Origin of the sequence: Vibrio nigripulchritudo ATCC 27043, assembly GCF_000222685.1 — a bacterium.
GTDB lineage: Bacteria > Pseudomonadota > Gammaproteobacteria > Enterobacterales > Vibrionaceae > Vibrio > Vibrio nigripulchritudo.
Genome location: NZ_AFWJ01000037.1, coordinates 1 through 13838, shown reverse-complemented (window position 1 = coordinate 13838; position 13838 = coordinate 1). Strand labels below are relative to the sequence as shown.

General features: G+C 45.6%; 13 protein-coding genes. 7 read left to right on the top strand and 6 right to left on the bottom strand.

What is annotated here, in order from left to right; translation table 11 throughout:
* The 5 genes from RH89_RS05235 to RH89_RS05215 form a co-directional block, all read right to left on the bottom strand.
* On the bottom strand, positions 1-1038 hold a 1038-nt coding region (locus tag RH89_RS05235; RefSeq protein WP_004399970.1), incomplete at its 3' end, for a VWA domain-containing protein.
* Positions 1031-1993: a vWA domain-containing protein gene (locus RH89_RS05230; protein WP_004399969.1), complete on the bottom strand. Its 963-nt coding sequence runs from the start codon at positions 1991-1993 to the stop codon at positions 1031-1033. The genes RH89_RS05230 and RH89_RS05235, both read right to left, overlap by 8 nt.
* A complete protein-coding gene (locus RH89_RS05225) occupies positions 1990-2460 on the bottom strand; it encodes a DUF4381 domain-containing protein (protein ID WP_004399966.1) in 471 nt (156 codons plus the stop codon). Before RH89_RS05225 ends, RH89_RS05230 begins: the two co-directional genes overlap by 4 nt.
* Before the next feature lies 1 nt (position 2461).
* Entirely contained in the window at positions 2462-3382 is a 921-nt protein-coding gene (locus tag RH89_RS05220) for a DUF58 domain-containing protein (protein ID WP_004399964.1), read from the bottom strand.
* A gap of 8 nt (positions 3383-3390) precedes the next feature.
* Positions 3391-4347: an AAA family ATPase gene (locus RH89_RS05215; protein ID WP_004399962.1), complete on the bottom strand. Its 957-nt coding sequence runs from the start codon at positions 4345-4347 to the stop codon at positions 3391-3393.
* 273 nt (positions 4348-4620) lie between these two features.
* Between RH89_RS05215 and RH89_RS05210 the strand changes: the two genes are divergently transcribed.
* The 4 genes from RH89_RS05210 (at position 4621) to RH89_RS05195 (ending at position 8278) form a co-directional block, all read left to right on the top strand.
* Positions 4621-6537, top strand: a complete 1917-nt coding sequence (locus RH89_RS05210; RefSeq protein ID WP_004399960.1) for a methyl-accepting chemotaxis protein — start codon at positions 4621-4623, stop codon at positions 6535-6537.
* 111 nt (positions 6538-6648) lie between these two features.
* Positions 6649-6849: a hypothetical protein gene (locus tag RH89_RS05205; protein ID WP_004399959.1), complete on the top strand. Its 201-nt coding sequence runs from the start codon at positions 6649-6651 to the stop codon at positions 6847-6849.
* Positions 6850-7350: 501 nt separating this feature from the next.
* The gene (locus tag RH89_RS05200; protein ID WP_022561802.1) at positions 7351-8004 is read left to right on the top strand and encodes a LuxR C-terminal-related transcriptional regulator; all 654 of its coding nucleotides are present in this window, start codon (positions 7351-7353) and stop codon (positions 8002-8004) included.
* A 94-nt stretch (positions 8005-8098) separates the two neighbouring features.
* The gene (locus RH89_RS05195) at positions 8099-8278 is read left to right on the top strand and encodes a hypothetical protein (RefSeq protein WP_004399955.1); all 180 of its coding nucleotides are present in this window, start codon (positions 8099-8101) and stop codon (positions 8276-8278) included.
* Positions 8279-8321: 43 nt separating this feature from the next.
* On the opposite strand, the gene malK is transcribed toward RH89_RS05195, so the two are convergent.
* Positions 8322-9431 carry a maltose/maltodextrin ABC transporter ATP-binding protein MalK gene (malK, locus tag RH89_RS05190; RefSeq protein ID WP_004399952.1) on the bottom strand — a complete coding sequence of 370 codons (1110 nt, stop codon included), beginning with the start codon at positions 9429-9431 and terminating at the stop codon, positions 8322-8324.
* Between the two features lie 386 nt (positions 9432-9817).
* Here malK and malE point away from each other — a divergent pair, with 386 nt between their 5' ends.
* From malE to malG, 3 genes are all read left to right on the top strand, one after another.
* Complete coding sequence (gene malE / locus RH89_RS05185) at positions 9818-10999, top strand: maltose/maltodextrin ABC transporter substrate-binding protein MalE (protein WP_004399950.1); 1182 nt, start codon at positions 9818-9820, stop codon at positions 10997-10999.
* Between the two features lie 126 nt (positions 11000-11125).
* Entirely contained in the window at positions 11126-12697 is a 1572-nt protein-coding gene (gene malF / locus RH89_RS05180) for a maltose ABC transporter permease MalF (RefSeq protein ID WP_004399948.1), read from the top strand.
* A 9-nt stretch (positions 12698-12706) separates the two neighbouring features.
* Positions 12707-13597, top strand: coding sequence for a maltose ABC transporter permease MalG (malG, locus tag RH89_RS05175; protein WP_004399946.1), 891 nt, complete (start codon positions 12707-12709; stop codon positions 13595-13597).
* Positions 13598-13838: the final 241 nt, after the last annotated feature.

The following is a 13838-nucleotide window of genomic DNA, read 5'->3' as shown; positions in this document are numbered from 1 at the left end:
CGCTGCCTGATCGTCTGTTTGGAATGGCGCAGCTTCTGCCGGAATTGGTTGAGGTAAAACAAAGATTAACAGGGAGAATATGAGTCCTTTGCGGAACAGAAACAGGCTAGCCAATACCAATACAGGCAACAGCCAGTAGCCATTGTTGATTCTGTCGCTCACTTCCTGCCCAAGTTCTTCCTGCGCTTCAGAGGCATTAACAGAGAGTCGGGCAATGGCTTCCACGTCTTTACCGTCGCCTCTGAGTGTTGAAAACACCCCACCAGTCTGACGAGCCAGATTCCGGAAACCAGAAAAGTCCGTTTTTGCGATAACCGTGTTGCCACTGGCGGATTTAAGCAGTTCGCCTCCTGGAAGCTGAATAGGCGCACCTTGCTCAGTTCCGACTGCGATGGCAGAAAGACGCCATTTTTCACCCAGAATCTCTGTGATGTCTTCTTGCTGACGCTGAGAAATTTCATCAGCGAGCAGTACGATGTCACCCGCCTGATGCCCCGCATCCGACATCAACTGAACCGCCAACTGGACGGCAGCTGTGACATTACTTCCTTGCGTTGGCATGATTTCAGGAGAAAGGTCTGGAATCAGGCTGGCAAGTGTACTGCTGTCTGTGGTTAATGGGCTAATGGTGTATGCCCCTCCAGCAAATGCGACTAAGCCTGTGCTGCCTTCCGTCCATAGTGGAAGTAAGTCCAGCGCTTTGAATTTCAATTGCTGCAATCGGTTTGGCTTGATGTCGTTTGCATACAAAGAGCGCGACATATCCAAAACCAGCACTCGGGAGTGGCTGACATTGAATGCCGGTCGCGTTTGCTTTTCGAAGCTAGGCCCGGAAAGGGCGATACAACTCACGATCCAGAATCCGAGCCAGAACAGATGAAAATAGTGTTTTCTTTTTTGATTTACACCCAATGCCTGAGCCAGGTGTGAGGCGATAAGTCCTTTTGAACCAGAACCCGCTTTTAGCCATAATGCAATCGCAAGGGCAGGTAAAATACCGAGTAGCCATAGTGGGTTCATCAGTTGGAAATCAGCCATGGTTTCTCCTTAGCGTTGCGAGAACCAGTGAAATGAACAGAGAAAAAATCAGAGGCAGCCAAAACCATTCTGCTCGTGGTCGCCATGTCTGGCTGGCACTGGAGACGGGTTCTAATGCATTGATGGTATCGTAAATGGTTGCCAGTTCCTGACTGTCTCTCGCCCGAAAGTATTGCCCGCCCGTCATGTCGGCAATCTGGATCAGCGTTTTTTCATCCAGATCTTCTGCTGTGTTGACCACACGTTCAAACAAGAAGTCTTTCACCACCATTTCGCCCGCACCCACACCCACGGTGTAGATGGTCGCGTTGTACTCTTTGGCGATGTTTGCCGCTTCAATAGGGTCGATCAAACCGGCGGTATTACTGCCATCACTCAGCATTACCATCACCCGTTGTGGGGCGTCGCTATCAATGAAGGTTTTCGTGGCTAAACCAATTCCATCACCAATAGCCGTTTTTGTGCCTATCAACTTAAGTACAGTACGATCCAATTGCGACTTTACCGCTTGTCTGTCGAGGGTGAGAGGCGTTTGCAGATAAGCATGATCGGCAAACAGAACCAGACCTAAGCGATCGCCTTTTCGCTTGGTGACGAAGTCTCCCACCACTTGCTTTACCGCACTCAGACGATCGATGTAGTCCCCACCTTTCTGCATGTCTTCCTGGCTCATTGAGTAAGAAAGATCCACAACCAACATCATGTCGCGATGTTCAGGGAAATATTCGACGGGGTCGCCAAGCCAGACAGGGCGCGCAGTGGCAGTTACAATACCCAACCACATGAGCAGTAAAAGGATCCGCTGACCGCTTCGATTGGGCGTATTACCTAACTGGGTATCCGGCACGCTGGGTAGCTGGATTGCCTGAGGTTCCTGCGCTTTAGGGGCTATAAAGTAAATCAGAGCAGGTAGAGGCAAAAGCAAAAATGCCCAAAGCCATTCAAAATCAATCATGACTCCACCTTCTTCAAATTCACTTTAGAACGAGGAGGCAATGCCTGTTTGATCCACTGTTCTGCTTCCTTTAATAGTTCCTGAGAAGGCTCTGCAGAGGCATAGAGTGCGTTGTTCCATTGTTCTGATTTTTCCGCAAAGCGAGACTGACCGTTTTGCGCATCCAAAAACTCGTACCAAGCCTCTCCAGTGAGCGGTGCGACCTGCTCTCGGGGGAAATAGCTGAGCGCAGCTTGTCTGACGATATTCATGGATTCAGACGCCGATGTAATATTTTTAATTTGTTTAAGTGCTTCGCGCTTTGCACGGACTTTTTTCTGGTACTTTTGAAAGAAATAGACACCGAGCACTAATGCGATAACAACAGCCGCAATGAGCGCCCACCATCCCCAGGCAAGAGGCCAGATGCCGGGTTCCTGAGGAAGATGAATGGGTGCCAGAGGAAGAGATTGAGTACTGCCTTGCATTCTAACCTCTGTGTAGTTGTTCCATTAGGCTTTCCCCACATGAAATGTGGCTGAAATGGATGCCTAACTTGTTAAAGCCTGATTTCAGTTTTTCTGAGCGGGACTCAAAATCTTGCTGAAAACTTTGTTTGGTTTTGGAAGATGAAAAATCGACCCACCGACTACGCCTGCCATCGCTAACGGCGTTTTGCCCCTTGTAGTGAGTGACGCCTTGTTCCAACGGGTCAAAGATCTGAATCGCCCGGATGCGGTTGTGCTGAACGATTTGACTCAGACGAACAAATTTATCGTCTTCAAACGAGAGGAAATCGCTCAGTAAGACGATATCGCTGCCCTTTGGGCACAAGCGATGCAGTGCTTCCAGCGAGGTTGTCCATCCAAGCCCTTCACGTTTCTCTTCGGTTGACTGCAACGATTCATTATGTGTATTGATCAGCGAATCCAATACATTCAGAACCCCTTTCGCACGGGCGGCTGGCTTGATATCAATCATCTTATGACCATCAGAAATCACGGCGCCCAGGCGGTCGCCGCTTTGAACCGAAAGCCAGCCAATCAGGCTTGCAAGATGTGCAGCCTGCACAGACTTTAAAAGGAGGGAAGAGCCGAAACGCATACTGCTGCTCAGGTCAATAAACAGGATGACAGGCTGCTCTCTTTCCTCTTCGAAAAGTTTGGTGTGTACTTTTCCTGTACGTGCCGTTACCCGCCAGTCGATAGAGCGAATGTCATCGCCAGCCTGATATTGTCTGACTTCGGCGAAGTTCATTCCTCGCCCTTTCGCCCGGCTTTGATGGCTTCCGCTTAGTTGTGACCACAAGCTTTTGGCTGGAGGAAGCCATTTGCAGGTCTGGCTTTTGTAGTAGAGCAGTTCTTCAATAGAAAGAAATGCACCATTGGCATAAGGTGGCAATTGCGACATGGTTCCCCCTACGCGCTGCCAACCAAAGAGAGTAAGGTTTTCACCGCGTGATTCGCTGTGATGCCTTGTGCCTGAGCCGAGTAACTCAGCAGCATTCGGTGGCGGAGTACAGGGTAAGCCATCACCTGAACATCCTCCGGCGTAACAAAATCGCGACCACTTAACCAGGCGTGCGCTCTGGCTGCGCGATCAAGCGCGATCGTTGCGCGAGGGCTCACCCCCATTTCAAGCCAGTTGGCAAGTTCTTCGCTGTAAGTCTCTGGCTGCCTTGTCGCCATGATCAAACGAATGATGTATTGCTCGATAGACTCATCCATGTGCAGCGACAGAGCGTCATTTCGGGCTGCAAAGATGTCTGCCTGACTGATCTTAACAGGCTGAGCGGTATCATGATTTAGCGCTTCACCTCGGTTCAGACGCAAAATAGCCAGTTCGCTCTCGGCATCCGGGTAATCCACTTCAAGGTGAAGCAGGAATCGGTCAAGTTGCGCTTCTGGCAATGGATAGGTGCCTTCCTGCTCAATCGGGTTTTGCGTAGCAATTACCAGGAACAAATCAGGCAGAGCGTAGGTTTTACTGCCAGCAGTGACCTGACCTTCCGCCATGGCTTCAAGCATTGCTGCTTGTACTTTTGCAGGAGCACGGTTGATTTCATCAGCCAGAATTAAGGAATGAAAAATAGGACCCTTCTGGAAACTAAACGTGCCTGTTTCCGGGCGATAGATATCGGTTCCGGTTAAGTCCGCTGGCAACAAATCAGGGGTGAACTGAACTCGGTGGAAGTCGCTTTCAATGCAGTCTGCCAGGCACTTTACTGCTCTGGTTTTGGCAAGACCGGGTGGTCCTTCAACCAAAATGTGACCATCTGCCAGTAATGCAACAAGTATTTGCTTAATCAGCTCATTTTGACCAATGACTTGCGAATTTAAATGTGCCTGCAATTGCTGAAATAAGTTCATTTGCATGTCTAAAAGGGCTCCAGTTAACAACTTTGTCGACAAATCCGACTAACAAAAATGAAAAAAGTTCAGCAACAAGATATTGGTTCGTTTAGAAAAATCAAGATTAAAGGCATCGATTCATAAAACGCTTACAAGTAAATTGTAAAAATGTCAGTAAAGGTTCTGTATAATCTGCCGATACGTTACAAACTGTTACCTACTTCAGCCTAACTTTGATTGACAAAAAAAGAACGTTGAAGACTCCTCCTACCCCTAGTTTTAAATAAGGCAAATCTTATGATCGGCTCTCTCTCTATGAGCATTAAACAAAAGATCGTTATTGGTATGGCTTTCGCAGTGCTAGCTTCTACCAGTATCGTTGGCTTTATGGCTCAAAACCAAGCACGTGATGTATTAGAACATCGCCTAGTTCAAATTGAACTTCCTTCCATGCTGAACCTAGTCAGCTCTGAAGTGGACCAGGAAGTCTCTCAGCTTCTTAACGCTGCTGAGCAGATTGCTAACAACACATTCATTCAACAGGCAGTCAGTACAACAGACCGCGATCCGGCAACAGAAAAAATGCTGGTAGAACAATTAAATAATGTTCGCGCTCAGTACAATTTGAATGACGCGTCGGTTGCAAACCGTGAATCCGCGTATTACTGGAACCAGAATGGGTTCCTGCGTCAGTTAAACCGTCAACAGGATGGCTGGTTCTTCGGGTTTACTTCTTCCGGCCAGGAAACCATGGTGAGCGTGTTTACTGAAGCAAATGGCGAAGTGAAAATGTTTGCCAACTATCAGATCACCAGTGGTAAAACCATGTCTGGCTTATCTAAGTCTCTGAACGACATGGTTTCTCTTCTTAACAGTTTCCAGATTGAACAGTCCGGTTTTGTCTTTCTGACTGACTCTCAGGGTAAGGTTCAGATTCACAAGCAATCTTCGAAAACCAATACCAACCTTTCTGGAATCTACGGTTCTGAAGCTTCTCAACTACTGAATAAATCTGGCTATAACATTGTTCGCTCTCAATACGACGGTGTAGACGTTTTTGTTGTTAGCCAGTACGTACCTTCAATGGACTGGTTTATCGTCGCGCAGGTGCCGGTAGATGAAGTATTTGCGGAACTTGATTCCACAGCACAGAAGATGATGATTACGACGCTAGTCGTTGCGCTGATCTTCGTAGCATTAAGCCTGATTCTGGCGGGCAGCATTACTAAGCCTATTAATGTGATAGCAGAGCGTTTCCGTCAGCTAGGTGAAGGTGACGGCGATTTGGCTCAGCGTATTGAAATTAATGGTAAGGATGAAATCGCGAAGCTGTCTCAGGGCTTTAACGGGTTCATTGAAAAAATCCATAATTCTGTAAAAGAAGTGGCTGAAACCAGTAATGCGCTTCAGATTGCGGCAGAGGGTGTCGCCGAGAAATCGCACATTACCCATGACAACAGTCAGAATCAGCGCGATCAGACCATTCAGGTGGTGACGGCGATCAATGAGATGGGCGCTACCATCAGTGAGATCGCTTCAAATGCAGCAACAGCCGCAGAGACCGCAAGTGGCGCTGAATCAAACACTGAAGATGGTCGTGGCGTTGTTTTCCGTGCCAAAGACGCAATCAGCCGCTTAGCATCGGACATTGAGCACATTGGTGGTGTTGTACAGAAACTGGCAGGCACGACACAGGACATTGGTTCTATCCTGGATGTGATTCGAGACATTTCAGAGCAAACAAACTTACTGGCATTGAACGCCGCAATCGAAGCAGCGCGCGCAGGTGAGCAAGGTCGTGGATTTGCTGTTGTAGCAGACGAAGTACGAAACCTGGCAAGCCGCACTGCGGATTCAACAGAAGAAATCCAGAAGATGATCAATCAGCTTCAGGCCGACGCACAAGATGCAGTATCTGCAATGGAAGCCGGACAGGCGGTGACCATGGAAGGGGTAGAATCTACCGATCAGGCTGTGGAAGTTCTGGGATTAATTTCTGAAAGCATCAGCGATATTTCAGACAGAAATACTCAGGTTGCAACGGCGACAGAAGAGCAGTCTACCGTGGTGCATACCATTAACGAGAACATTGAGGAAATCAATTCCATCAATGAGCTGACAACGAATACAGCGCAAGAGTTGGCTGATGCCAGTGCCGAGCTTCAGTCACTCTCTAAACGACTGGACGCGATGGTGGGTAACTTTAAACTTTAAGATTCTGAGGCACTGGTTGTGCCTCGTTTCTTCTGGTTCATGTGCCGAAACTGGAATCTTAAGGCAACTTGAGTATAAAATTACGGAAGTGATTTTGTAAGGTAAAGCGTTATGAGTGATTTTGAAAAAGAACTAGAAGCCATCTCAGAAGAGATGAACAGTGAGCCAGAAGTGAAGCTACCTTCTATTGAAGAGCAGCGTGAGATCGTGGCAAAACTGAAAGAACTGGAAGCCCGCGGAGAGTTGACTCCTGAAATCATGGAAGAATATTTTGGGAAATTTGCTGAGAAGGGTGCCACCCCAATTCACTAAATTTCTTTTATTAGAGATCATATAAGACATCAAAGCGCCTGTAAGGGGCGCTTTTTTATTGCCTAGTAAACAAGACCTTAAATTCGGTACTGGCTTTTCTGTCGGAAGCGACATCACTCATTCGAAATTTTTGACAATGATTATTGAGATACATATCAATATAATTTAATCGGGCAGTAGTTTGTAAACCTTATTTATTTTACAAGAAGATGTGCGCCAAAATAAAAAGTTTGGCGTGATTCAGTCGCAAATAAATACACACACTTAGTGATATTACTCACTTTATTATTGAGTTCTCCATTCGATAAAATTAAGCAAACAGAATTCTCAAATAAAAGATTAAGATTGTCTCAATTGTGAGATTTCTTTTGAATCAATTGGTTAGATAGGCTATTGATACGCATTCTGTTGTATTTGAAGTGCGTGCCTTGACAACGAAAAATATATTAATAACGTATAGAGCTCAATCAGATTGGCATAATAAATATAAGGAACACCGTTGTGTTTACCCTAATAACAAATAACACAATGCAATCGCAGCTGCTTCAGCGATCTTTGGAAGAATCTCTCCATATTTATATGGAAACGCTTCAATTAAAGTCGATATTGGAAAACGAAGATATTCATCTTTCTCTCCCTTCTGATAGCTTCGTTGTCATTGACATGAGCGTAATTTGTGATGAATTCTTATCCAAGTACCTGAAATATAAAAAGCGACATTTCCCTCAATGCCAAGAGGTATTGCTGAATTGTGAAAAGGAATTGGAATACAAATCGCTGATGAATTGGCCAAATCTGGTCGGTGTTTTTTATTTAGACGATTCAATAGACACCTTATCAAAAGGTATTAATGCTATTCAGAATGGCGATATGTGGTTGAGCCGCAAGCTCGCTCAGGAATACATCGTTTATTATCGCCAGCGTCAGACCAATACCACAAACGACCTTTATTCAAAGCTCACACGGCGCGAACAGCAAATTATTCGCCACTTAGCGAAAGGTGCGACCAACACAGAAATTGCAGATAAGCTTTTTGTTAGTGAGAATACGGTGAAAACTCATCTCCATAATCTATTTAAGAAAATTCATGCAAAGAATCGACTTCAGGCTCTTATTTGGGCAAAGGAAAACATCAGCCAGGAAGAGCTGGTTTAACTAATTTAATTCTCGCCGAAGCAAGTATCTTGAGGATACTTGAGTATATATGGTCTACGCTTTTCTATAGGAAGTCCGCTGGGGGAGCGAGAGTATGGCAGACAATGAAGACAAGCCCGAAAGCTTGCGAAGCAGAGAAGCGATGGTTGATGACCTGCATGAAGAAACCTGGGTTGAGAAGATTGAATCACTTATTCTGCACTTAGAGCAGTCCAATCAGACCCTTCACAAAGAGGTGTTTGAACGCATAAAGTGGACAGATGGTATCAACTGATCTTTGTTCAAAAAAACAGAGCCCAAAAGCGGGCTCTGTTTTTTTATATGCCTTTCTCTCTAAACAACCGTTTACAGGCTTTGCCATCTTTATAGAACAGATGACAGCGGTGCGGAGCGATGCCGACGTTAAAATACATCTCTGTTTCGACTTCGATTGTGTCTGGCGCTCGGTAAATGAACTCGGAGCCGGAATGATCAAGAGTCAGATAAACTTGCGTTTCGTTCCCTAGCTTTTCTACAACATGAACAATGCCACCGAGTTGCACTTCAGATTCTTCAGCGTCGGTAAGGTGCTCTGGTCTTATTCCCAATACCATCTGTTCTCCACCTACCAGTTCAGAACCATCAACTTGAACCCAGAATGTCTGGTCTTGTGAAGCCTGAACAAGAACACGTTCTGATTCGGCTTTTTCGACTCGTACATCTATGAAGTTCATTTTAGGCGATCCGATAAAACCGGCGACAAACTGGTTATGAGGGTAGTGATACAGTTCTAGTGGTCTACCTACCTGCGAAACGTAACCTGCATCCAGTACAACGATTTTATCGGCCATTGTCATGGCTTCGACTTGATCGTGCGTAACGTAGATCATGGTGCAACCCAGCTGTTTTTGCAGTTTGGTGATTTCGCTGCGCATCTGGACTCGTAAAGCCGCATCTAAGTTGGATAAGGGTTCGTCTAGCAAAAACACATCTGGCTGCGAAACTAAAGTTCGACCAATCGCAACACGCTGACGTTGTCCTCCGGAAAGGGCTTTCGGCTGTCTTTCCAGCAAATGGCTAAGCTGAAGTATGTCGGCGGCTTTGGTTACGCGCTCTTTTATTTCTCCCTTATCTGCCTTTGCCAACTTCAGGCCAAAAGACATATTGTCGTATAGGTTTAAATGAGGATAGAGCGCATAAGACTGGAAAACCATACCCACTCCACGTTTGGAGGGTTCAACGTTATTCATCCGAGTATCACCAATGAACAGATCACCAGATGTGATATCTTCAAGACCCGCGATACACCTCAATAACGTTGATTTTCCGCAACCCGATGGACCAACAAATACGACAAACTCGCCTTGTTCTATATCCAAGTCAATGTTCTTTGAAATTAAAGTATCGCCATAGGCTTTGGATACATTCTTAAGCGTTACGCTTGCCATACTGCTTTCCTTTCTTGTAAATCTTTGAACTATAGGGATAATTCTATCTGTCGGTATTTCCAGCTATTCTAGCCGATTCTCGCACTGTCTGGGTATATTGCCCGAACAGGCATAGAAAAAGATCCTCCTGATTTAAAGGTGGACAGGGGGAGTAGGTGGGGAGGAGTACGCTCCAATTAGTTATCAACGGAAGGCTTTCCCCACCTGAGACTTCTTGGGGCTAGTCACACTAACGTCATATTTTGTGATCTTAATCTTCATATAAACTCCAAATTGATCACGAAAGTGTAATACGGCGCTGAAGGCGTAGTGATTAGGATGATGATGTTTCATTGGAGGTAACGCAGTATTAGCCTTGCACCCTACATATTAAAAAGGATAACAATATGAAAGCTCCCATTCGTGCGATTGCACTTTGCACTCTTGCCTCTATCGGAACTTTGCCAGCGTATGCCGCGATTGAAGAAGGTCAGTTAACCATCTGGATTAACGGCGACAAAGGGTATAACGGTCTGGCTGAAGTTGGGAAGCGCTTCGAAGAAGATACTGGAATCAAAGTGACGGTAGCTCACCCTGATTCTTTGCAGGATAAGTTTCCTCAAACGGCCTCAACCGGCGATGGTCCGGACATTGTGTTCTGGGCACACGACCGATTTGGTGGTTATGCGGAGTCGGGTCTATTAGTGGAAGTGAACCCTTCGAAAGAGATCAAAGAAGGCATCGTTGATTTTGCATGGGATGCGGTTACCTACAAAGGCAAATTCATTGGTTATCCTGTCGCAGTTGAATCTTTATCACTGATTTACAATAAGGACTTGTTGCCAGCGCCTCCAAAAAACTGGGAAGAAGTTGAAGCCATCAATACCAAGCTTAAGAAAGAAGGCAAGTCTGCCATTATGTGGAACCTGAAAGAACCGTATTTTACCTGGCCTTTGATGGCGGCAGATGGAGGATACGCGTTTAAGACCAAGGCTGGTGGTTATGACGTTAAGAATGCTGGTATCAATAAAGACGGCGTTGCTGCAGCCATGAAATTTGTGAAGTCTCTTGCTGATAAAGGCGTGATTTCTCCTGACATGGATTACTCCGTATCAGAATCTGAATTCAACAAGGGCAACGTTGCGATGACAATTAATGGTCCTTGGGCTTGGGGTAACATTGAAAAATCTGGTATCAACTATGGTGTTGCAACCCTACCTAAATTTAACGGTCAGCCATCTAAGCCATTTGTCGGTGTCTTAACAGCAGGAATCAGTACGGCGTCTCCAAATAAAGATCTGGCTGTTGAGTTTATTGAGAGCTACTTACTGACCAACGAAGGGCTACGCACAGTTAACGATGACAAACCGCTTGGTGCTGTTGCTTTGAATTCCTTCCAGCAGGAAATTGCTGCAGATAAACGAATCGCGGCTACCATGACAAACGCACAAAATGGTGAGGTGATGCCAAATATCCCTCAAATGAACGCATTCTGGAGCTCGGCTAAAAATGCTGTGATCAACATCGTCGATGGTCGCCAGAGCGTTGAGTCCGCGTTAAGTGATGCAGAAAAGCAAATGACCAAGTAGATCTAAATGGCGGTACACTCAGGTATTAGGGTGTACCGTCTTTACCATTACTGACTTGATCTTATTCCATGATCACGGTGACTCAGGTCAGCAGACCTCATTATTTGTTTTTTTGCAGGTGCTAATATGCAGTCAGTGTCGAGCGCCGGACACTTCAAAGAACCGGCTTCTCCTTCCTCTTCTACAAAAGGTTCAGCAGTTAAGTGGCTGACTCTGCTTGCTGTATCCTTGCTTAATGGTTACGCAAGTGTCTTGATGTACGCTCAGGGTGAGTTTGCGTTCGCTATATTAACCGTTGTTTTAACAGCACTCGCCGTCGCCATTTTTAGCAACAGAAAAGCTTACGCTCATCGCTACATTTATCCCGGAATTGCCGGGATGATTTTGTTCATCATTTTCCCACTGGTTTATACCATAGGCTTGGCTTTTACAAACTACAGTGCAAAGAACCAGCTATCCTTCGAAAGAGCTCAGTCGGTGCTTTTGGCACAAACCTTTCAAAGTGGTGAGAGCTATCCTTTTCAATTGCATTCAACTGACAGTAGTTACCGGATATACGTTAAACAAGGTGATAACTGGTTAGCCTCTCCGGCTATAGATTTCACACAGCCGCCAGCACAAGCCATTCAACTGGAGCCCACTGAACAGTTACAAGGCACTAAAGAGAAGATTAAAACGGTCATCAAGCACAGAAAAACGCTATCTGACCTAACGTTTAATGCGCCAGATGGTGCTTCTTTGACCATGAATGGTCTGAGAAAAATGGGGTCAGTAGCGCCAAGATATTCGTTACTTGAAGATGGAGAATCACTTCACAACAACGAAAATCAACTGACTTACAAACCTAATTTCGATATTGGTTATTATCAGCCGTATGAGAACGGAGAATATGAAGGAGACCCCGTATCGCCCGGATTCATTGTGACCATAGGAGCTGCCAACTTTGAACGTGTCTGGAAAGATGAGGGGATAAAAGAACCATTTATAGGTATCTTCATCTGGACCATTGTTTTCTCGGTGTGCACGGTTGTATTTACTTTGATGATCGGATTGGTGCTTGCGAGTGTCGTTCAATGGGAGGCACTGAAAGGAAGAGCTATCTACCGAGTGATGCTCATTCTTCCTTATGCGGTACCGTCTTTTATCTCAATTCTGATTTTCAAGGGGCTGTTTAACCAGAGTTTTGGTGAAATTAACCTGGTACTGAACGCATTGTTTGGAATCAGTCCAAGTTGGTTCTCGGATCCGTTTCTTGCAAAAGTAATGGTTCTTACAGTGAACACCTGGCTGGGCTTTCCGTACATGATGATTCTTTGTATGGGGCTTTTGAAAGCCATTCCTGATGACCTCTACGAAGCATCAGCAATTGACGGTGCAGGACCAATTAAGAATTTTGTTCACATCACCTTTCCTTTGATGATCCGACCGCTAACGCCTCTGCTCATTGCGACCTTTGCGTTCAACTTTAATAACTTCGTGATGATCATGTTGTTGACAGAAGGGGGACCAAATCGAATCGGAACATCCGAGCCTGCAGGTTATACCGATCTTTTGGTGAGCTACACCTACCGGATCGCATTTGAAGGTGCTGGAGGTCAGGATTTTGGTCTGGCAAGTGCCATTGCTACCTTGATCTTCCTGTTAGTTGGTGGGCTTGCATTGCTCAACCTAAGATTTACCAAGTTATCAGAGCGATAGGAGAATAGTATGCCAATGGTTCAAGGAAAATCGCTCAGGTATCGAGTCTGGGCAACGCATGCCGCATTGTGGCTTTTTCTGGGTTTGATTCTATTCCCTCTCGTCATGGTCATTGCGATTTCATTCAGAGAAGGCAATTTTGCGACAGGCGAAATCATTCCATCCAATCCTTCGCTGGAACACTGGAAACTGGCACTTGGCTTTTCTGTTACGCATGAAGATGGTTCTGTTACACCCCCGCCTTTCCCAGTTTTGCTCTGGTTGTGGAATTCTGTGAAGGTGGCTGCCGTGAGTTCTGTATTGATTGTGGCTTTGTCTACCACATCGGCTTACGCCTTTGCTCGTTTAAAGTTTGGTGGAAAGGAAACCATACTGAAAGCCATGATGATTTTTCAGATGTTTCCTGCTGTGCTGGCGCTGGTCGCACTTTATGCATTGTTCGATAAGTTAGGGCAATACATTCCCTTTGTTGGTCTAAATACCCATGGAGGGCTTATCTTTTCGTATCTGGGAGGGATAACTTTGCATGTTTGGACGATAAAAGGCTATTTCGAGACCATTGATTCTTCTCTGGAAGAAGCGGCTGCTTTAGATGGAGCGACGCCGTGGCAGGCGTTCAGGCTGGTTCTGTTGCCTCTATCTGTTCCAATTCTCGCAGTGGTCTTTATTCTGGCATTCATTGCGGCAATCACAGAAGTTCCTGTCGCTTCCTTGCTTCTTTCTGATGTCGAGACCTATACTTTAGCTGTGGGTATGCAACAATACTTATATCCGCAAAATTATCTATGGGGAGATTTCGCTGCAGCGGCTGTTTTATCTGCAATTCCAATTACTATCGTGTTCTTACTCGCGCAAAGGTGGCTAATTGGAGGATTGACAGCGGGTGGAGTTAAAGGATAATAGAGGTTCGTGATTTATTCACGAGTATAATAATCTGTGTACAATCAACAAATTGGTTTGGCCGCTGATCAGTTGATTCAAGTACACAAAAAATTACTTGGTTACGCATAGCTGGCTGTTAGCCGAGTTCCTTACATTTTGCTGACAGTTTCTTGTAACAACAGCCCGAGCTTTAAGCTTGGGCTTTTTATTTGCTGCTATAAGAAGCGATCATCCGGTAAAGCGTGTGAGCTTTCCAAAT